This is a genomic window from Lysinibacillus sp. FW301-JW8 (genome assembly GCF_058788755.1).
Map to the genome: position 1 here is coordinate 54,585 of NZ_JBYTBB010000003.1, position 21,052 is coordinate 75,636.

General features: G+C 37.6%; 21 protein-coding genes and 1 pseudogene. 6 read left to right on the forward strand and 16 right to left on the reverse strand.

The annotated features are described in order from the left end of the window. Window position 1: 1 nt before the first annotated feature. The 7 genes from AC3WOM_RS02000 to AC3WOM_RS02030 form a co-directional block, all read right to left on the reverse strand. Entirely contained in the window at window positions 2-1,540 is a 1,539-nt protein-coding gene (locus AC3WOM_RS02000) for a 2-isopropylmalate synthase (protein ID WP_492444652.1), read from the reverse strand. Continuing rightward, on the reverse strand, window positions 1,527-2,561 hold the full coding sequence (gene ilvC / locus AC3WOM_RS02005; RefSeq protein ID WP_427542722.1) for a ketol-acid reductoisomerase: 1,035 nt from the start codon (window positions 2,559-2,561) through the stop codon (window positions 1,527-1,529). Before ilvC ends, AC3WOM_RS02000 begins: the two co-directional genes overlap by 14 nt. 97 nt (window positions 2,562-2,658) lie before the next feature. Continuing rightward, a complete protein-coding gene (gene ilvN / locus AC3WOM_RS02010) occupies window positions 2,659-3,174 on the reverse strand; it encodes an acetolactate synthase small subunit (RefSeq protein WP_427542719.1) in 516 nt (171 codons plus the stop codon). Further along, complete coding sequence (gene ilvB, locus AC3WOM_RS02015; RefSeq protein WP_492444655.1) at window positions 3,171-4,937, reverse strand: biosynthetic-type acetolactate synthase large subunit; 1,767 nt, start codon at window positions 4,935-4,937, stop codon at window positions 3,171-3,173. The genes ilvN and ilvB overlap by 4 nt, the downstream gene beginning before the upstream one ends. A gap of 474 nt (window positions 4,938-5,411) precedes the next feature. After that, the gene (gene ilvD / locus AC3WOM_RS02020) at window positions 5,412-7,082 is read right to left on the reverse strand and encodes a dihydroxy-acid dehydratase (protein ID WP_492444657.1); all 1,671 of its coding nucleotides are present in this window, start codon (window positions 7,080-7,082) and stop codon (window positions 5,412-5,414) included. A gap of 359 nt (window positions 7,083-7,441) precedes the next feature. Beyond that, window positions 7,442-8,764 carry a D-arabinono-1,4-lactone oxidase gene (locus AC3WOM_RS02025; protein WP_492444659.1) on the reverse strand — a complete coding sequence of 441 codons (1,323 nt, stop codon included), beginning with the start codon at window positions 8,762-8,764 and terminating at the stop codon, window positions 7,442-7,444. Next, window positions 8,752-9,927, reverse strand: coding sequence for an amino acid deaminase/aldolase (locus AC3WOM_RS02030; RefSeq protein ID WP_492444660.1), 1,176 nt, complete (start codon window positions 9,925-9,927; stop codon window positions 8,752-8,754). Before AC3WOM_RS02030 ends, AC3WOM_RS02025 begins: the two co-directional genes overlap by 13 nt. Before the next feature lie 454 nt (window positions 9,928-10,381). Between AC3WOM_RS02030 and AC3WOM_RS02035 the strand changes: the two genes are divergently transcribed. Next, a complete protein-coding gene (locus AC3WOM_RS02035; RefSeq protein ID WP_427542704.1) occupies window positions 10,382-10,930 on the forward strand; it encodes a cysteine hydrolase family protein in 549 nt (182 codons plus the stop codon). A gap of 116 nt (window positions 10,931-11,046) precedes the next feature. Beyond that, entirely contained in the window at window positions 11,047-11,304 is a 258-nt protein-coding gene (locus AC3WOM_RS02040; protein WP_054771849.1) for a GlsB/YeaQ/YmgE family stress response membrane protein, read from the forward strand. Window positions 11,305-11,339: 35 nt separating this feature from the next. Here the strand turns inward: AC3WOM_RS02040 and AC3WOM_RS02045 are convergent, their stop codons facing one another. Further along, on the reverse strand, window positions 11,340-12,035 hold the full coding sequence (locus AC3WOM_RS02045) for a lytic transglycosylase domain-containing protein (RefSeq protein WP_492444767.1): 696 nt from the start codon (window positions 12,033-12,035) through the stop codon (window positions 11,340-11,342). A gap of 167 nt (window positions 12,036-12,202) precedes the next feature. Between AC3WOM_RS02045 and mscL the strand changes: the two genes are divergently transcribed. The 3 genes from mscL (at window position 12,203) to AC3WOM_RS02060 (ending at window position 15,241) form a co-directional block, all read left to right on the forward strand. After that, the gene (gene mscL, locus AC3WOM_RS02050) at window positions 12,203-12,592 is read left to right on the forward strand and encodes a large conductance mechanosensitive channel protein MscL (RefSeq protein WP_492444661.1); all 390 of its coding nucleotides are present in this window, start codon (window positions 12,203-12,205) and stop codon (window positions 12,590-12,592) included. Between the two features lie 370 nt (window positions 12,593-12,962). Next, entirely contained in the window at window positions 12,963-14,078 is a 1,116-nt protein-coding gene (locus AC3WOM_RS02055) for a methionine biosynthesis PLP-dependent protein (RefSeq protein ID WP_492444663.1), read from the forward strand. Window positions 14,079-14,080: 2 nt separating this feature from the next. Continuing rightward, a complete protein-coding gene (locus AC3WOM_RS02060; protein ID WP_492444665.1) occupies window positions 14,081-15,241 on the forward strand; it encodes an aminotransferase class I/II-fold pyridoxal phosphate-dependent enzyme in 1,161 nt (386 codons plus the stop codon). 298 nt (window positions 15,242-15,539) lie between these two features. Here the strand turns inward: AC3WOM_RS02060 and AC3WOM_RS02065 are convergent, their stop codons facing one another. Then, window positions 15,540-15,968, reverse strand: coding sequence for an NUDIX hydrolase (locus AC3WOM_RS02065; RefSeq protein WP_492444666.1), 429 nt, complete (start codon window positions 15,966-15,968; stop codon window positions 15,540-15,542). A gap of 377 nt (window positions 15,969-16,345) precedes the next feature. On the opposite strand from AC3WOM_RS02065, the pseudogene AC3WOM_RS02070 reads away from it, so the two are divergent. Then, a pseudogene (locus tag AC3WOM_RS02070) lies at window positions 16,346-16,561 on the forward strand (GNAT family N-acetyltransferase); the annotation flags it as partial. Here the strand turns inward: AC3WOM_RS02070 and AC3WOM_RS02075 are convergent. The 7 genes from AC3WOM_RS02075 to AC3WOM_RS02105 form a co-directional block, all read right to left on the reverse strand. Beyond that, complete coding sequence (locus AC3WOM_RS02075) at window positions 16,562-16,900, reverse strand: cupin domain-containing protein (RefSeq protein ID WP_427550093.1); 339 nt, start codon at window positions 16,898-16,900, stop codon at window positions 16,562-16,564. Between the two features lie 184 nt (window positions 16,901-17,084). Further along, entirely contained in the window at window positions 17,085-17,228 is a 144-nt protein-coding gene (locus tag AC3WOM_RS02080) for a hypothetical protein (protein ID WP_492444668.1), read from the reverse strand. 132 nt (window positions 17,229-17,360) lie between these two features. Then, the gene (locus tag AC3WOM_RS02085) at window positions 17,361-17,897 is read right to left on the reverse strand and encodes a hypothetical protein (protein WP_492444670.1); all 537 of its coding nucleotides are present in this window, start codon (window positions 17,895-17,897) and stop codon (window positions 17,361-17,363) included. A gap of 224 nt (window positions 17,898-18,121) precedes the next feature. Continuing rightward, entirely contained in the window at window positions 18,122-18,634 is a 513-nt protein-coding gene (locus AC3WOM_RS02090; protein WP_492444671.1) for a GNAT family N-acetyltransferase, read from the reverse strand. A gap of 255 nt (window positions 18,635-18,889) precedes the next feature. After that, window positions 18,890-19,555: a hypothetical protein gene (locus AC3WOM_RS02095; RefSeq protein WP_492444673.1), complete on the reverse strand. Its 666-nt coding sequence runs from the start codon at window positions 19,553-19,555 to the stop codon at window positions 18,890-18,892. A gap of 244 nt (window positions 19,556-19,799) precedes the next feature. Then, complete coding sequence (locus tag AC3WOM_RS02100) at window positions 19,800-19,952, reverse strand: YpzG family protein (protein ID WP_427549751.1); 153 nt, start codon at window positions 19,950-19,952, stop codon at window positions 19,800-19,802. 152 nt (window positions 19,953-20,104) lie between these two features. Further along, window positions 20,105-20,755 (reverse strand): SMI1/KNR4 family protein, encoded by a 651-nt coding sequence (locus AC3WOM_RS02105; protein ID WP_492444675.1) that lies wholly within the window; start codon window positions 20,753-20,755, stop codon window positions 20,105-20,107. Window positions 20,756-21,052: the final 297 nt, after the last annotated feature.

A 21,052-nucleotide genomic window follows, 5' to 3' on the forward strand; every position in this document is an offset into this window, starting at 1 on the left:
CTTAACTAACAGGTTGTGCACGTAAACTTGCCTGAATTAAATGACGATTAATAGCATTTAGATAAGCTTTTGCGGAAGCTTCTAATACATCCTGTGAGGAATTTCTGCCAGTTGTCGACACATCATCATAACGAATATTAATGACGGCTTCACCTAGTGCATCGCGCCCCTTGCCAACAGATTTTACACGGTAATCAATAACATGAATATGTCCCTGTACAAGTTGCTCAAGCGTATTGAAGATTGCTTCCACCGAGCCTGAACCTGTTGCAACAACCGTCTTTTCAACCCCTTCAGGTGTGTGCACGATCGCTGTTGCAGTTGGAATATTTTCTGTACCATATTGTACCTGTACCATCTTTAATTCAAAGAGCGGTACATTTTCTAATTGAACTTGTTGTTCTGTTAAAAGAGTTAATAAGTCCTCTTCCGTAATTTCTTTTTTACGATCAGCAAGTTTCTTAAATTCAGTAAACGCTTTGTTTAATTTATCATCCGAAAGATTGAAGCCCATTGTTTCTGCGCGATCACGGAATGCCGCGCGACCTGAGTGCTTTCCTAAAACAAGAGGTACCTCACCTTCACCAATAAGAGCAGGTGAAATAATTTCATACGTTTCTGGATTCTTTAACACACCATCTTGATGGATACCAGATTCGTGTGCAAATGCATTTTTACCTACAATCGCTTTATTCGGTTGAATAACCACATTCGTCAATTTACTGACTAATTGAGATGTGCGTTTAATTTCTTGTAATTGAATGCCTGTTTCTACGGGATAGATATCTTTACGGATATGAAGAGCAACTGCAATTTCTTCAAGTGCGACATTTCCAGCACGCTCTCCTATACCGTTAATTGTACCCTCAACCTGAGAGGCCCCATTTTCAATAGCAGCGATCGTATTAGCAGTCGCCATACCTAAATCATCGTGACAATGTGCAGAGAATTTTACTGTTTCAGCACCTTTCACATTTTCAAGGAGAAATTTAAATAATGCACCATATTCTTGTGGAGATGCATACCCCACTGTGTCAGGCACGTTAATTGTTGTCGCTCCCGCTGCAACCACCTCATTGATAATGCGGACTAGAAACTCACGATCTGAGCGGAATGCATCTTCTGCAGACCACTGTACGAGCGGAAAGAATTTTTTTGCGTATTTTACAGCTTCAACCGCTTGTTCCACCACTTGATCTGGTGATTTTTTTAGCTTATATTCCATATGAATTGGTGAGGTTGCAAGGAAAATATGGATATGTGGCTGCTCGGCTACTTTAATCGCATCCCATGTTGTGTCGATATCCTTTTGGACACAGCGAGCTAAGCCTGTAACGATGGAGTTTTTCACGGTGCCTGCAATGCGATTTACCGCATCAAAGTCACCAGGTGACGAAGCAGGAAAACCTGCTTCAATTATTGTCACCCCTAGACGCTCTAGTTGCTTGGCGATTTCAATCTTTTCTGCTGTATTTAAATTAATACCAGCAGATTGTTCGCCGTCGCGAAGAGTTGTATCGAAAATATCAATTTTTCGCACTTGTAGCCACTTCTCTCACAACTTTTTCTTTCCCTTCGTTGATGAATGGCATCATAGCACGTAATTTAGCACCAACTTCTTCGATTTGGTGGTTTGCACCTGCTTCTTTGAATTTTGTATATTCAGGACGACCGTTTTCGTTTTCTTGAATCCAACGGCGAGCAAACGTACCATCTTGGATATCTGTTAATACTTCTTTCATACGACCTTTTACAGATTCGTCAATAATACGTGGTCCTGCAACATAGTCACCCCACTCAGCTGTATCTGATACTGAGTAACGCATTGTTGCCATACCGCCTTCAAACATAAGGTCAACAATTAATTTTAATTCGTGAAGTGTTTCAAAGTATGCTAGTTCTGGTTGGTAACCAGCTTCAACTAATGTTTCAAAACCTGCTCTTACTAATTGTGTAGCACCACCACAAAGTACTGCTTGTTCACCGAATAGGTCTGTTTCTGTTTCCTCTTTGAATGTAGTTTCAAGCAGACCACCGCGAGCTGAGCCAATTCCTTTTCCGTATGCTAGAGCTAAGTCTTTTGCTTGACCTGTTGCATCTTGATGGATTGCGAATAAGCCTGGTACACCTGCACCTGCTTGGTATTGACGACGTACTAAGTGTCCTGGACCTTTTGGTGCCACTAAGAATACATCGACATCTGCTGGTGGTGTAATTTGGCCGAAATGAATATTGAAGCCGTGTGCAAACATAAGTGCTTTACCCGCTTCAAGATGTGGAGCAATTTCAGCCTCATAGACAGCTTTTTGGCGCTCATCTGGAAGTAAGATTTGGATAACATCTGCTTCTTGTGCTGCCTCTGCAACAGTTTTAACGTCTAATCCATCAGCCTTAGCTGCATCGAAAGATCCACCTGGACGAACACCTACTACTACATCAAAACCTGATTCTTTTAGGTTAAGAGCGTGTGCATGTCCTTGTGAGCCGTATCCGATAATTGCGATTTTTTTTCCTTTTAATACTTCCTCGTTGATGTTTTGTTCATAGTACATAGTAGTCATTGTTTGTTTCCTCCTAAATTGTGGGTTTAAATTTTGACTTTAAATGCACAGTACTGGATTGTTCTATGCATCTAAAGCGATCAATTTTATATGCAAACTATTTTAAAATAGAGAGCTGTGGATTTGAAATTTTTTGTGTTTCTCGAACAGAGGCAGTTGCTCCTGTGCGTGTTAATTCTTTAATACCATATGGTCGAATGAGCTCTATAAAGGCATCAATCTTTTCTGGATGTCCTACAACTTGATATGTGACAACGTTTTTCGCTGTATCAATAATTTGTGGACGGAATGGTTCAACAATTGAATTCATTTCCAGTCGTAAATTTGGTGGTGAAATAACTTTGACAAGCGCTAACTCACGTAACACGATTGATTTATCTGTTATATCATTGACCTTTAATACATCAATTTGTTTTGATAACTGCTTCACCAACTGTTCAATCTTACTCTCATCTTCTACATGTACAACAAATGTCATTTTTGAGAAGTTAGGCTGCTCTGTATGACCAACTGTAATGGATTCAATATTGAATTGACGTTTCATCAGCAAGCCTGTTACACGGTTTAATACGCCACTTTGGTTAATCACTGTTACTGTAATTACTCGTTTCAATTCTTTTTCACCCCAATCATTTCGTGCAAGCCTTTACCAGGTGCTACCATAGGATAAACACATTCAAGCTGTTTAACACGACAATCAATCAATACTGGATCATCTGAAAGAAGGGCCTCACGGAAAATGCTTTCTGCTTCATCGATTGTGTTAATACGATAGCCCTTAATACCATATGCATCAGCTAATTTAACAAAGTCTGGTTGGATTGGCATTAATGAAGATGAATAGCGCTCCTCATAGAATGTTTGTTGCCATTGGCGTACCATTCCAAGACAGCTGTTATTTAAAATAACCACTTTTACTGGTAGGTTGAATTCTTTTAGTAGGGATAGCTCTTGTGCAGTCATTTGAAATCCTGCATCCCCTACAATAGAAACAACCTTTTTGTCTGGCTTCGCAAACTGGGCTCCAATTGCAGCTGGGAAGCCGAAGCCCATCGTACCAAGTCCACCAGACGTTACCCATCCATGATCATTATTTAAGCGATAATATTGTGCAGCCCACATTTGATGCTGCCCAACATCCGTTGTAACAATTGCATCGCCTTCTGTAATTTTATGCACAAGCTCTAATGCTTCCTGTGGTAAAACTTCCTTTTCTTCAGAATCTTTACAATACCACAGAGGGTATTCATTGGCATTATTTCTTAAGTATGCCAACCATTCTGCTGTATCAGGACCCTCAAAATCCTTTTTCAACAATGCTTTTAATGCTTCTTTTGCATCTGCCACAATTGGAATATCAGTTGGTACATTTTTCCCGATTTCTGCTGGATCAATATCAATGTGTATGATTGTTGCATTTGGTGCAAATGTTGCTAAATTCCCAGTTAGGCGATCATCAAAACGGGCGCCGATATTTATTAATAAATCAGATTTTGTAATAGCTGTATTCGCAGTAACAGTACCATGCATACCAGCCATTCCGATAAATAATTCATGTTCTCCATGAATGGAGCCAAGCCCTAAAAGCGTGTTTGTTACTGGAATACGGTATTTTTCAGCAAATGTTGTTAATTCTTCACGTGCATCCGCAAAGAGAACGCCAGCACCAGCTAAAATAAGGGGATTCTTTGCTAATGAAATTGCCTGAATCGCTTTTTGTATTTGTAAATAGTTCGGCTTATAGGTTGGTTGATAACCTGGTAAATAAATTTCATTTGGAGCTTGTGGAGGATTTTCCACATCAAACAGCATTTGAGACACGTTTTTTGGGAAATCCACTACTACAGGACCTTTTCTGCCTGTGTTTGCGATATGGAAAGCCTCTTGTACAATACGCGGAATATCGTTGACATCCTGTACCTGGTAGTTATGCTTTGTAATTGGCGTTGTAATTCCCATGATATCAGCTTCTTGGAATGCATCTGTACCAATGACAGATGTGGCCACTTGACCTGTAAAAACAACTAACGGAATCGAGTCAATCATGGCATCAGCAATACCTGTTACTAGATTTGTTGCTCCTGGTCCACTAGTGGCAATGACAACACCTGGTTTATTGGAAACCCGTGCATATCCCTCTGCTGCATGGATTGCACCTTGTTCATGTCTAGTTAAAATATGACGAATTGGATTTTTATACATTGCATCATAAATTTGTAGAACAGCTCCACCTGGATAACCGAAAATAATTTCGACACCTTGATCATGCAATGCTTGCACTAATACGTCAGCACCATCTTTCGCTTGATAGGTTTGTTCAGCCTTTGCTGTTGTTGCTAATTCTTCTTTTTCATTGATTGAAACATTCGCACTCATCAAATATGCCTCCTTCTTCTTAATTCATTCAATTTCACATTAGCGATGCGCATCAGTGAAGTATAACTGGCTGAAGATCTCCTAAAAAAGTAAGAGATCTTCTGAAACGTCGACAAAAATAATAAAAAGCCTTTTTCTCCACACGCAAAGAACTACCTTACGTAGGGATGAAAAAGACTTTCCATGGTACCACCCTTTTTTATAGCAAAAAACTTGCTACCTCGTGAATAAATGAAAGCATTTATGGACCAATGCGAAATCATCGCATCCAATACGGCGTCATAAAACATTTATTCATTAATAACGAGCACTTTCGATTATGCCCGGAGCTATCTAATGGCAACTGCGTTTAATAGCTCACTCCGAGGGGATGTCGGATCTAGTTGTATCGCCGGCTTCCAGCACGACCGGCTCTCTGGTAGATACAAGGCTCTAGAACCTTTAACCTCATCAACGTTTTAACATATCAAATTGTTAAATTTTCATCACGCCACCTGTAGAAGCGTTTGTTACTAATTTCGAATATCTTGCAAGCCAACCACGTTTAATTTTTGGTTCAAATACTGGTAGTTTTGCACGACGTTCAGCTAAAACTTCATCTGAAACTTCTAAATTAATTGTACGATTTGGTAGATCAATTGTGATGATATCACCGTTTTCAACTAATGCGATTGGACCACCTTCTGCTGCTTCTGGTGAAATATGTCCAATTGAAATACCGCGAGATGCACCTGAGAAACGTCCATCTGTAATTAATGCAACCTTTGTGCCAAGACCTCGACCTTGAATCGCAGATGTTGGTGCGAGCATTTCAGGCATCCCTGGGCCACCTTTAGGTCCTTCGTAGCGAATGACGACTACATGGCCCTCTTTCACTATTCCATTATCAATATTTTCTTGTGCCGCTTCCTGTGAATCAAAGACGATTGCTTCGCCTCTGAATACCTGAATAGAAGGGTCTACAGCTCCTACTTTAATAACAGAGCCTTCTGGTGCGATATTACCAAATAAAACTGATAAGCCACCGACTGGGCTATATGGATTGTCTTTTGTGCGGATAACTTGATCATTTGTGATGTGATAATCCTTTACAAGTTCTCCCATAGTTACACCAGCAACTGTTGGACGATCCGGATGAATAGCTCCCGGAATAGATACTAATTCATTAATAATGGCACTAACGCCACCTGCTTTATTAATATCATCCATTGAAAGATCTGAAGCTGGCATAATTTTTGCTAGATATGGAACACGTTCTGCCACTTTATTAATATCTTCAATGTTATAATCGATTTCAGCCTCATTAGCAATGGCTAACGTATGAAGGACCGTGTTTGTTGATCCACCCATCGCCATATCCAGTGCAAATGCATCATCAATTGCCTCTTTTGTAATAATGTCACGAGGCTTAACATCTTCTTTAATCATACGAACTAGCTGTTTAGCCGCCTCTTTTATAAGCAGATGGCGTTCTTCAGATGTAGCAACGATTGTACCATTACCTGGTAAAGCTACACCTAACATTTCCATTAAGCAGTTCATAGAGTTTGCTGTGAACATTCCTGAGCATGAGCCACATGTTGGACATGCGTTATTTTCAATATCTAATAGCTCTTCAGCTGACATTTTCCCTGATTTATGTGCCCCTACCCCTTCAAATACAGAAGTTAATGATAGTTGCTTGCCTGATGCAGAAGTACCAGCCTCCATTGGACCACCAGAAACGAAAATTGATGGTACGTTAGTACGAACTGCTGCCATTAGCATCCCCGGTGTAATTTTGTCACAGTTTGGAATGTAGAATACTCCATCAAACCAGTGTGCATTAATTACAGTTTCCGCAGAGTCTGCGATAATTTCACGGCTCGGTAAGGAATAACGCATACCAATATGCCCCATCGCAATTCCATCATCTACACCGATAGTATTAAACTCGAATGGAATTCCTCCTGCTTCAATAATGGCTTCTTTGACAACATCAGCAAATGTACGTAAATGAACGTGACCTGGTATAATGTCAATGTAAGAATTACAAACCCCAATAAATGGCTTGCCTAAATCTTTTGCTTTTACTTTGCCTGTTGCATATAAAAGGCTTCGATGCGGCGCACGATCTACGCCTACTTTTATCATGTCACTTCTCATTTTAAACGCCCCTCATTTATTGCTATGTTCGTTGCTATATACAAAATGTTCTGTCTATTTTGTTTTTGTCTATATGTTATCTGCCTGAAAAGACAGCTAACTGCTATAACGAACGTGTTAAATTGTTGTTATCATAGTACGAAAAAAAGGTCTCGTCAACAGTATTTTTTGAATTGTTTAAACAATTTAAATTATTCGTCAAATTTGAAATCGTTTTCATGCTGATTAAGCATCACTTTTATCTCGTTTTGATAAATTTTTTGACATTTCGTTCAAATTTAAATTTTTCATAAATTATCTTCGTGCAGATTCCCTAATTCATTTAAAGATGAGTGGAAAACTACAGTATAAAACAACGTCTATAATGTAAATAATTTACTTAAATAACCAGTAAAAAACACATTATCTGGATCATACTGACGACGGATCGCTAAAAACTTCTCGATATCTGGATATAGTTCGTACACATATTGAGCTGTTAAATGGTTTTGTTTTCCCCAATGTGGACGTCCCCTATATTTCTTCATCATCGTATGAACCCATTCAAAATAAGGTCCTTCAGGCATTCCTTTATACATATGAAAAGCAATAAAGGCTGATTCTTGTCCCTGTGTAGGACTTAAATAACCCGCTTCCCCCGCTGTAGTTCTACATTCTAATGGAAAATGAACATTAAAATGCCCCTTTTTGAAAGTTGCATGTATCTCCTCCATACAGGCTTCGAAATATATTAATGGAATAGCATATTCACTCTCTTGGAATCTTACGCTTCTTGGGGATGGATAAATTTCATAACTAATACCTGTTTTCTCCCCTTCTACAACATTTGCTGCAGCTATTTTACTCATAGCACCACTTAACGAAGGTTTCCATTTACAAAGCTCAGACATTGCAAAAAAAGCACCGTTTTCTACTATTTGAAGTTTCATTGTTTCAATTCTCTTGCTCCAATCACTCTGATAAACTGGGTCTACCACATTCATGCGTTTAACCTGTATGGTTTCACTTCCAGGAAAATAAAACCATTCCACATGACGATGCTGTCGAATATCCTCTGCAAAGTTTGTCAGTCCGTTTGTCAGCTTATCCCTTGTTCCTACATAATGTAAGCCATAAAGAGGTATTACTTTAATGGTCACCTTCACAAGCACACCAAGCATACCAAGTGATACATGTAAAGCTTCAGATAAATCATCCAAGCCTCTAGTATGCTCTAGATAAGTCCCAGTACCGTCAATAAACCCCCATTTTGTTACTGTTGAAGATAACGAGCCTAGTGTTACCCCTGTTCCATGTGTACCTGTTGACACAGCTCCTGCAATGGATTGCTCCTGAATATCTCCCATATTACTAAGAGCAAAGCCATGTTTTGCAAGCAAAGGTCCTATTTCATATAAATAGGTTCCAGCCCATAGAGTTGCCTCTTGCTTTTCCTCATTTACAGCTATAAGCCCACGCATATTATGTAAAGAAAGTGCGATATGCTCAGGCATAGCTACAGCACTAAAGGAGTGAGCCGCACCTGTGACACGAATTGTTTTTCCCGATTCACGTGCTTGCTTCACTATATTGACTATATCCTCAATCGATTGGGGCAAATACATCTCGCCTGGATAAGAGATTACATTGCCAGCCCAATTTGTCCATTTTTCACCATTTTTCCATTTCTCTAAAGAAAACATTGTCCATCCCCCCTATAAGTATTATAAGCCCCTGTATATTCGTCCCCTCGTATACCATGCAGCTTTTGAAACCGTTCACAAAGCTCTCCTGCCTTTGCATGTCGAAAATACAATGTATCACCTACTCTAATTTTTTTATGCTTTACCTTAATCGGTGACTGAACTTCCCCTGCTCCTTCTAAGCTAAGATATGAATAAAAGGCAGGCTCGTAGAATACCGGTAAACGATCAGCACCGATTGCTCCAGAGGCAGTGTATCCTCCTCCATGACAAACAACAATATTTTCTTCTGGCTTCCTCGTTACTCTTAAAGCAAATCCAGCTGCCTTTTCAAGTTGTAAATGTGTGAACTGATCAAACAGTGCTGGTGCATAAAATGCTGAGCCCACTGTTATTTCCGTTACTTCTCTCTGCTGAGCAGTATACGCCATACTTCCTGAACCGCCACCATTGATAAAGCGCACTTTAGGAAAATACGCCTTTATATGAGCAATGGCTAATCGGCGGAACTGAGTAACTTGTTTTTTAGCTTGTTGCTGCATAGCGTCTATTATTCTTCCTTTTATAGCATTTGCAGGGCGATTGCCCACTCCAGCAATTTGTGCCTCATAGCCCATAGCCCCCACTATCTCGATATATGGCTGTTGTTCTATAAATTTCAAAAACGGTGTTAATGACTCTAATGAATAAAGTGAAGAACGTTTTGTACCGAAATAAAGAAATTTAAAATCATTGGACACATTAATATCTATACATACCTGCACACGAACGCCAAGCTCTTGTCCTAGCCCAGCTAAAAATGTCACATGCTCCTGCTTATCCACCATAAAAGTGACCGTTTTTCCTGCTTTTACGAAGTGTAATAACTGTCGTACTGAGTCTTCTTCCATTACTGGATAGCCAAGTAATACATCGTCAAAATGCTGCTGCAATAAGAAAAGAGTCTCAGCAGCTGTAAACGTCATATATCCAATACTATTTGGAAGGTTATCATGTATATAACGTAGTATCTCTACAGAGCGAATCGATTTTGTAGCAATTCGGATATTTTTTTCTCCGCAATCATTGCGAACAGTTGCAATATTTTTATCTAAAGCATCAAAATCTATCCAAGCAAATGGCCGCTCTATTTCTTGAAAAGCTTGGTCAAATCTTGTTGTCATCCAATCACTCCTTTACATGTACTATGTATTTGTTAATTGTCTAAAAAATTCCTTTTCATATCACGATTTCAAAAGTTTTTCATATAATAGTTCAAGACAACAAAAAACAACCGTGGACATATCATCAGAATAGCCATCACGGTTGCTTTAGTTTTCGACAAGCATTAAACTCACCTTTCTATATTATTATTATTAGCTTAAGAGGCGAAAATAAAATCTGCTGCTATATTTAGCATCACAACTAAATGTAAACCTGCAATAAGTAAACCTTGTCGATTTAAACGCTTCATAATTGTAATATCCATAAATAACACTCTCCTTTTTTCATATTATACTCACTCGAAAACCAATTTTCAAACTATTCTTAATATTAAAATATAATCATTTTTCTGACAATCAGGCCCAAATATGGCATGATAAAAGTGAAATTATACCTATTAGGAGAGTGGAAAAATTGAAAAAAGCGTTATTAGTTATCGATTATACGTATGATTTTGTAGCCTCTGACGGAAAACTAACATGTGGTGAACCCGGTCAAGCATTAGACGAAAAAATAGCTTCCTTAATTGAACAATTTATTGCTGATCAAGAATTCGTTGTTTTTGCCAATGATTTACATGAGGAAAATGATAGCTTTCATCCTGAAACAAAGCTATTTCCTCCACACAATATTCGTGGCACAAAGGGACGCCATTTATATGGGCAAACAGGTGAAATGTATAATCTTTACAAAGATAAGGTATTATGGCTTGATAAAACACGTTATAGTGCATTTGCAGGCACCAATTTATCCATATTATTGAAAGAACGTGGCATCGAAGAAATTCATTTAGTTGGTGTATGTACGGATATTTGCGTATTACATACAGCTGTCGATGCTTATAATTTGGGTATTTCCACAGTTGTTTATGCACGTGGTGTTGCAAGTTTTGATACTGCAGGTCATGAATGGGCATTACGTCATTTTGAACATACATTAGGTGCAACAGTAATTCAAAAATAAAAGCCATATCATGGATTTGTAATAAAAACCATAGAAGCTAGGTGCGTTTAATATGCCCTTTTCAGGGTATAACTAAGTAATCGCCATTATATCTTAATTTTAAGGAGATGAAGAAAATGATTAGCTTCATTTGGTATTTAATCATCGGCGGTATTTTAGGTTGGTTAGCTGGCGTCATTTTAGGAAAAGATGTACCTGGCGGCATCATTGGAAATATCGTTGCGGGGATTGTCGGTTCATGGGTTGGTAGTATGGTTCTGGGCAACTGGGGTTGGAGAGTTAGTGATTTTTACGTATTCCCAGCATTAATTGGTGCGATTGTGCTTATCTTCATCGTAAGCATTATTTTAAAGAGTATGCGTAAAGCAACCTAAATATGTTGGAAAGAGCCATCAATTTTGGTGGCTCTTTACTTTTTGTCATTTAACAGCATTGCTTGTTTCAACTCATCATGATAATCATTATATAAATTGAAATAATGTAACACCTTTTCAACGTATTCATCACTATGATTGTACTGAAAAACAGCCTGTTTTACATCTCCATCTGCTGCACCGTATTTTGATAAATAGTTTGCCGCACTATAAACAGCATCCTCAATATCATATGGATCAGCAATTCCATCACCATTAGCATCAATACCATATCCACCGTATTTCTTTATGGCTTCTGGACTCATTAGTTCTGTTTTTGAAATATTTCCTTTCCCTAAGCCTGAACAGGAAGGATGTTTCCAGCCCACGAATGTACAAGGCATAAATTGCATGTGACCTTCAGCCCCTGCTGGTGAAACAAGGGATTTCATGGAGGAAAAGCGAGTTTCAATTCGATGATGGGCTGCTAGTAAAGTCCATGGCACACCATATCGCTCCTCTGCTGCTACATAAATTGGAATAAATTGTTCAGGAATTTTCATATCAAAATTTTGTTGAATTTCTTCTATTGCCCGTTGTTGAGCAATTTTCTCGAATATCGGTAGTGTTTGAAGCTCCTTCCAAGCAAAAAAAGCAAGGACAAAAATGGTTATTGCTATTGGTACTAATAGTGCTATCATTCCCAATTGAACGGATGTTGATAATGGTTTTTTCTTCATGTTTTTCATAATTCACACCTAATTAATTTTTCTCTTTCTATATTACCAAATTTGTCGTTTTTTGTAGTAGGTTTTTCAAATATATAATTTCCACTATTTTAACAGTTGAAAAGATCGGGATAAATATAGTAAAATATATTTTGATTATTTTGTATGGATAATTATAGGAGGAATTTATTTTGTGGAAAGACTTTAAAGAGTTTGCTATGAAAGGCAATATTGTCGATCTTGCTGTAGCAGTAGTAATTGGTGGTGCTTTCGGTAAAATTGTTACCTCCTTAGTTGCAAATATTATTATGCCATTAGTCGGAATTTTAACTGGTGGTATCGATCTAACAGAAAGCTTTGTTTATGGCTCTGGAGATGCCTCCGTTAAATTGGGTGAGTTTTTACAGTCGATTATTGACTTTTTAATAATTGCCTTCGCAATTTTTATGGCATTACGAATTATGACCAAGTTTTCTCGTAAAAAAGAAGAAGCAATTGTGGAAGAACCAGCACCTGAATTAGATACGAAGGAAGAGCTGCTGAAGGAAATTCGAGATTTATTAAAAAAAGAACAAGCATAATATTTCTAAAAGAATCTGTCGCATTTCCTATTAGGAAGCAGGCAGATTCTTTTATTTTTAAAACAACAATTATGGAAGCTTTTTGAGTAAAGTGTCATGATTTAAATACCAGACGGAAATATAATCCCTTGCCTTACTAGCAATAGGGACACATTTTTAGCATTCCTGTTCCACCTATTACTCTAGGATACTCCTCCTTCTATCATCTCCTACTATTCCTAGGCGATTTACCTTAAATAATCTAGCTAATTTTCTGAAATCATCTTGTTCTTCTTTACTATACATGTTAAATTGGTAACAATTATTGAGAATATGGATAAAGAGAAAATTTGACTCTTTCCATGACTATGATGAAGAAAAGAGTGACGATATGACAATCAACAGAAGTATTGAAACAAAACTTGTACAGCTTGGCAATTTAAGTGATCCAAGAACAGGCGCTGTCAGCCCACCGATCCATCTATCAACAGCGTACAAGCATACAGGGATTGGAGAATCCACTGGTTTTGACTATACACGTACAAAAAATCCTACCCGTACCTTACTAGAGGAAGGAATTGCAGATTTAGAGGGTGGGGACATGGGCTTTGCCTGTAGCTCAGGTATGGCAGCCATTCAGCTAATTCTATCATTATTTAAGCCTGGTGATGAATTAGTCGTGCCTGATGATTTATATGGAGGTACATATCGACTTTTTAATTTCTTCGAAGAGACATATAATATTAAGCCTATTTACTCAAAATTTGAAACCGTTGAACAGGTTGAAGCTTTAATCAATGACAATACGCGTGCCCTTTTTATTGAAACTCCGACAAACCCACTTATGCAGGAATTTGATTTGCAAACATACGCGGAATTAGCCCACAAGCATGGTGCATGGTTAATTGTTGATAACACATTCTATACGCCATATTTCCAACGCCCAATCGAATTAGGTGCAGATATTGTTATTCATTCGGCTACTAAGTATATTGGTGGTCATAATGATGTCTTAGCAGGTTTAGTTGTTGCAAAAGGCGCTGAACTAGCAGAACGTATTGCCTTTCTTCATAATGGCAGCGGAATGGTATTAGGGGCAATGGATGCTTGGTTACTTATTCGCGGCTTAAAAACAATGCATCTTCGTCTAAAGCAGCATGATGCAAATGCTAAAGCTATTGCAGCCTATTTAGAGGAGGAAGAGCTTGTAACAGACGTATTATATACAGGAAAAGGTGGTATGCTGTCCTTCCGTTTACAGGAGGCTGACTGGATTGATCCATTCCTTCGTAACTTAAAATTAATTACGTTCGCTGAGAGCCTTGGCGGTGTTGAAAGCTTTATTACGTATCCTGCTACTCAAACACATGCAGATATGCCATATGAGGAACGTATTGAACGTGGCGTATGTGATCAATTACTACGCTTCTCAGTTGGAATTGAAGAGGCTGATGATTTAATTGCTGACTTAAAACAAGTATTCGATATCCTTAGAAAAGAGGCATAGATATGAAGCAACGTATTGAAACAAGCCTAATTCACGCAGGTGTTCGTGACGGCTACGCTAATAAAAAAGGTGCAGTTAATGTGCCTATGTATTTATCATCGACGTTTCATCAGGAGAGTATTGATGAGTTTGGTGAATATGATTATGCTCGTTCAGGTAACCCTACAAGAGATGCATTAGAAAAAGCAGTTGCAGAACTTGAAGGCGGAGTACGTGCACATGCATTTTCTTCTGGGATTGCCGCTGTGTCCGCGGCCTTGATGCTATTATCTCAGGGTGATCATATTGTAATGACTGAAGATGTTTATGGCGGAACATACCGTTTTGTTACAAAAGTATTACCTCGTTTTGGCATCACGCATACTTTTGTTGATTTCACAGATTTAGCAGCAGTTGAAGCGGCTATCACACCTACAACTAAATTGCTATATATGGAAACACCATCGAATCCAACTCTTGGCATTACAGATATTCGAGGTGTAGTTACCTTAGCCAAACAGCATAATTGTTTAACATTTTTAGACAATACATTTATGACACCTTTACACCAACGCCCACTTGAACTAGGTGTTGATGTTGTCATCCATAGTGCTACAAAGTTTTTATCTGGACACTCTGATATTATTGCAGGATTGACTGTTACAGCCGATGAAAAGCTTGGACAAGACCTTTACTTTATCCAAAATTCATTTGGCAATATTCTAGGTATACAGGATTCCTTTACATTATTGCAAAATATAAAGACAACTGATGTACGCTTTAGTCGCTCAGCTGAATCTGCACAAAAAATTGCAGAATTTTTATCTGCGAACTCTCTTGTGGAGCAAGTATATTACCCTGGGCTTGAATCCCATCCCGGCTATGATATTCATCGTAGTCAGTGCACAAGCGCAGGCGCCGTTCTATCTTTCCGCCTGCCAAGCTACAAAGCAGCAAAAGCTCTTGTAGAAGCAATGAAAATTCCTGTTTTCGCTGTTTCTCTTGGTGGTGTTGAATCAATTTTATCCTATCCTGCTAAAATGAGTCATGCAGCGATGGAGCCAGAGGAACGTGCAAAACGTGGTATTACTGATGGACTATTACGCTTCTCAGTAGGACTAGAGCATGTTGACGATCTGATCGCTGATTTCACACAAGCATTAGAAATTGCCGAAAAGGCTTAAAAACTAGCACACAGAACAACCGCGTCTCATAACTAAAAACGCGGTTGTTTTATTTGCTTCACTCTTTTGCCATAGCAACTGCTTCCGCTCGGGATTCAACATTCAGGCGTGCAAAGATATTTAGGAGAAATAGGCAATGAAATCGTTTTATTAAATAGTTGCGGTTTACTTTTTCAAACTTTAGCTGCCCCTAAATTTTCCAACGATCATTTCTAATACTAAAGCTGAAAACTAGCGGACTTCGTCTCTCGCTGGTTTTCGGTTTTCTACAAATGATTCTTCTATAACGGGAATACACTTAATGATTAACACGGGCCATTACTCGATACAAATAATCTCCATGCCCTTTTGCTAGTGTCACTTCCTGCTCATCCGTTATCCAATAAAAGGAGAATATAAAACCTGTTTCATTTAAGCCTGTCGGATGATGCTGCCATGTATCTCGTTTTTCATTTGTCATTAGATGATAAAAATAGCGTTTTTGTAAAGTTCCTGAATAATGATTAAAATAATCTTCAGCAATTAACCCCTTAACTGTTAAATGCGATAAGCCTGTCTCCTCAAACATCTCTCGAGTTACAGCCTCTAGCTGGGTTTCCCCTTCCTCTATTGTGCCTTTCGGAATTTGGATGCCTGCTCCTTCTGTATTTTGCTCAAATACTAGCACCTGTAACTGCCTCTCATGCTCTCTCGTAATATAGCCAAATGCTTTTTCAACAACCTGCATGAAGACATCTCCTCTCGTATGATTTAATGTTACAATAAATAGAAAAATTGGAATTGTAGGTGAAAAGTGTTGACATTAATTATACGACAGATGCAATAGAATGACATCTTTTTCGTGCAAGAAATTGCCACGAGAAGCTGGCATCATATATAACGAAAATATCATCCCACTTGACGTTGAGGGCACTGAAAAAGTCGATTTGCCACAAAAATTGTGATGCAAATCGACTTTTTTAAGTTTTCAAATCTAACAAAAGACAAATTTCTAATATAAAAAAGTGAATTTTTTTAGTTTTTCAGTGCCCTTCTCGACGTTCAGGACCGTTTTCTACAGGTTTCTTATAGCAGAGCACGCTTGAAAGAACGTCTAGAAAGCAGTCCGTTTTTTTTGCTGAACTAGAAGAATCAATTGTAGGCTTTGCTAATTTTTCAAATGGTAAGAATGACGAAGCTGAGCTATTGGCAATCTATGTACTTCCTGAAACACAGGGTAAAGATATTGGTTCAGCGCTACTACAGCAGGGTATCCATATGCTTTCAGAAATCACACTTAGTGTATGTGTAGAGAAAAAAGCTACTCCGTTCAATTCGTGACTATGTAAGATTAAGTTGCTTAGATTCGAGGACAAGTGCTGTTAATCCCGTGTCACTTCCAGATTCATGTGCTTGTCCTGTTTGCCAAAGAACACCCTCTCCTGTTTTTAAAAATACCTTCTCCTTATCTGCTCCACAAACCCATCCTTCCCCCTGAATGACTATAAATAACTGTGGTACAGGGGCCTCATGCATTCCAACGACACCGCCCGGCTCTATATACATAAAGCCAATACTCGTTGGTTCTACAGTTCTCATTATTCTCTTATAGAAAGCGTCTACTGAATCATAATTTATAATTTGATTGGCAAACTCTTGTGTGAAATTAAGTATTTTCATATTGTTTATATTTCCTCCTCATGAAATTAAACTATATTATTCTCAAAAGCATTGTAAAACAGCCCATGCCTTCTCAAATTGTTTATTTTTATAATGTTCCTCACGTATTCAAAAATACAATCTACCACTTTCTCAAACCCGAGCTCATCCTCAGAAACAATTTGTTGCAATAATCGCCAATCAGTCACCCAACCTCTAATTCCTGTCTGCGCGGGTCATCGTAACTTGATGAGTCGCCACAATATAAGCCATTTGTTACAAGTTGACATTCCAAATACATATCGCCTTGAATGGTAACTGGATAACCATCAATGGGGTGAGTAACCATATCACCTTCCTCCATCAACTTATATGAAAGATCTATATAGCTATCAACCTCCTCTTTATTTAAAATTTCTTTTAAATCGGTCGAGTAAGGAGATTGCTATATTGGAGTGTCTACTCGTTTTTAAATTGTAGGCTATGCTAATTCTTCCTGTGCAAATGCTAACAGAGTCCCATCTTCTGTTTGGAAGTAAAAAGCAAATGCATCATAGCCATTTCTTTTTATTGTTTCCCAGTCTGCTGTTTCTCCGCTCATTAATTGTACATAACCTTGGTCATCTACCTCATAGTCGTCCATTTCTTCATCGTAATCAATATTATAAAAAAATGATAACACAATCTCTGTTGCGAGCATGTTATATTTTTGAAGTGAACGGCTAACACGTTGCTCTTCTGTATATTCATCACAAAACAGCGCATTATAGCCATGCATGGTTCCATCAAACAGTAAAATTTCCTCTGCAGTTAATGGGTCCTTTGCGACGATTTTAAAGGTTGAGCCTGTAATGAAAGGCATTACCTCCCCCTCAAGCGACAACAAATCACCATAATACCAAATTTCAAATTGTTGATTGCCAGTGCTAGAACAAAGCTGGAATTGTGATTCAATATCGCCCAGTTGTTGAGCATTTTTTGCAAATTGCTGTAAATAGGTTGGAATTGGAATACTCATCGCTTTCTCTCCTTTTTAATTATCCTTAAACAATATTATAATATAAGAAAACATTTAACTTTATCTAAAGAAGAATTTTGAAATGTTGTAACTAAGCTAAATGAAGATGGTCAAGTGATCATGTTGAAATGAAGGATAATCAAATAACAATGCCAGTTGAAAATGGGTATATTTGTGTTTATAAAAATCTAATACCTAGAATTTGATTAGCTATTTTAATGAAATCAAACCATCTTATACATTAAAATATCATCAATATATTTCTTATCATGTAACCTAATTTCATTGATTTTTCTTCCTTCCTCCACAAATCCCATCTTTTTATATAGAGCAATGGCACTTTCATTTGTTGAAAATACGCCAAGACTAATCTTTTCAATATATGGATTGAGCTCTGCCCACTTTAGTAGCTTCTCAAGCAAACGTTTTCCAATCCCCAACCCACGATATTCTTTTAATATCATCATGCCAAAGGAACCTGTATGAGCTAATCTTTTTCGATTTGGTGATTGAAACACAAGCCAACCAACTATTTTTTCTTGATATTGTGCAATTAAGATTAATTCTCGTTCATTTGTTAATTTTGCTTGTATCCAATTTTTTTGCTCTCCAATTGTTTGCTGAAATTCCTCAAACGTAGTGATTAGATAATCTTCTTCTACTAAAACTTCACTCTGTATTGCCAGCATATTTTCAACATCCTCTTCAGTGGCGACTCTAATTTTGATTTGTTCCATTTAGTCTCTCCCTTCATGGCAGTACAAATAGTCTCCTTATATGGACATAATGGAGACTAAATGCTTTTAATGATTTCTAGTCAGATATCTTTGGAAATTTTAAATCCTTTGCTAAAAACTCATTGGATAACCAAGCATTTGTTGTCTTGATATCCTCCATAAAATTAGAAAGCGAGGTTTTATCTAATTGATTAAATTGCTTGGAAACCTCTGTATTTTTAATGTCCTCTTGCCAATTACCATAATTTTCTATTTTTATTGCACAAGATGTGGTTGGTTTGTATAAATCGATTTAACCAGTTGATTATATTCCTTGAATGCTTCCACAAGGGCATCTTTATCCTGTTTTTCAGTAGCAGCTACTATTTTATCTTTAAAGCTCTGCCATTTTTCAGGGTACGCCTCTTTTACTAAATCATCTATATGGATATAATCATCCTGTGCATGTACTAATGGACCCTTTTCAATGGCATATGAAACAGTACCATTGTCATTTTTCATGCCATTGACTGCAAATTTTGCAATTGTTGTCATAGCCTCCATAAAATCTTTTACCTGTTTTCCCTCTAAGTAGTTATCTGCAATAAATTGCGCTTTTTCTAAACCAAGTGAAATCATGGCTTGACGCTGTTCTTCCGTCATATTGCCAACATTGTGCACTAAGAGGTTTTGAGATATTGTTGAATATGTAGCATCGAGTGCTTGCTGACTTGCACCTTTTAAGCTATTGACAAGTTTCTCGTTTGTTTGAATATGCGGGATAATGATGGCAAGAACATTATGTTCAATTTCCTCATCCAATCGCGCCTGCTGTTCCGCACGAATAGCCAGCTGCTCCTCACTTTCTATGTAGTTTAATTTCCCTCCATCCTTAAACATAGAGGCTATTTTTTGAGCTACCTCCTCTGGTGCCTCTTGCAATTGAATTTGAGAATCGAATAAACGACGCGCTTCCTTTCCGATTGTGACAACATCCTGATCTTTTTTTAAGGCTTGTGAATTTCCTTCTCATAATCCCCCTCTCCCTTTTAAATTCGTTAGAGTTTATATCGAATTAATTACAAAATAATTGAAGTTAAAATAATAATTGGATCTATTTTAGCTTGCAAAATAAAAAAGCCCAGAATAAATTCTGGGCTTGATGACACTTACTTTTCTAGCATGATTAAAACTGACGGGCCTTTGCTTCACTTCTCAAGAGACGGTTATGGAGGGTAATCTCCGTTTCACCATTTACTTGAGATTTAGAATGCTTAATCCTTGACCAGTTGCGGTGGATTTTTTGAGATTTGGGGTCTAATTGTTCAAACCTACTCATTTTCCATCCTCCTCATCATTATAGATTTCATAAGTGAAATCCGTTTTAGTATGACCTGTTAATTAAAAATTATTCATTTACCCACACTTCTAGAAATTCAAGTTAACAGCCAAAAAGAGCATTGGAAGTAAATTCAATGTTTTTTTAAATAATTAAATATCTAGTCCCAACCAAGTCCTAAAGCTTTTTGCTGCTTCGCCATCTGGATTTATACCGCTTATAGAACTTGTTGTGAAAGGTAGCCACTGCCAATCCTCACACCCTACAAAACCTATTCTTGACCAATTCTCAATGAATTCGATAAAATTATTTGCAATCTTAAATCCGTGTCCTTTTCCATCATCGTGGCTAAGATAAACTATCTGAGCATCAATATCATCTTTCATATCAAATGCAAAATAATCGCCATTTCCCACTTCACAAAAAGCTAATTTATTATGCCACACAACATCATATTCGTCTTCAGGGTTCGGAAATACATTGTCTATCCAACCTTTTCGGTCTTCTTCAAATTGAGGGAGAAGTTCCAAACTCCAGTGAGGTGTTCCACAAAAAAATTCTCTAAATTCATTCGGTTGTTCCATATCGTCAGGTAAAAACCAACGTAAGCTAAAATTTCCTGAGAATTCTGTTAAAACTTTCTTGAAACTAATAGGTAGTTTAATCCCTAAGCTTTCTTCTGTTTGAAGTATTTGTTCAAGAGAAGATGGTTCATCAATAATGACCTCCTGAACTTCTCCGCCTATCTCTCTAATTCTAAAAGTAATAAGTTTTATTCTTTCTTTTACTAATTCGTAATCCATCCTATCACTCCAATTTTATTATATTTAGTTATATAAAAGTTTAAGTTGTTAAAATTCAATGCTTTTTTAAGTTTTATCATAACATTTTGAAGAGTTAATATTAAGGTTCTTCACCATAACTTGTGGTTGATTTCCCTTTTATTCAAAAATTTCGCATTCTCCTATAGAAGAAAAGCGAAAACTCACGATCGTATTTGTTGTCTAGACAAATTGGCTCAATCGATGCACTCATAAGAAACTTATCAGCTGTATTCCTAGTGTTTCTGTTGGGACATAAGATCTGTAGAAAGATTACTA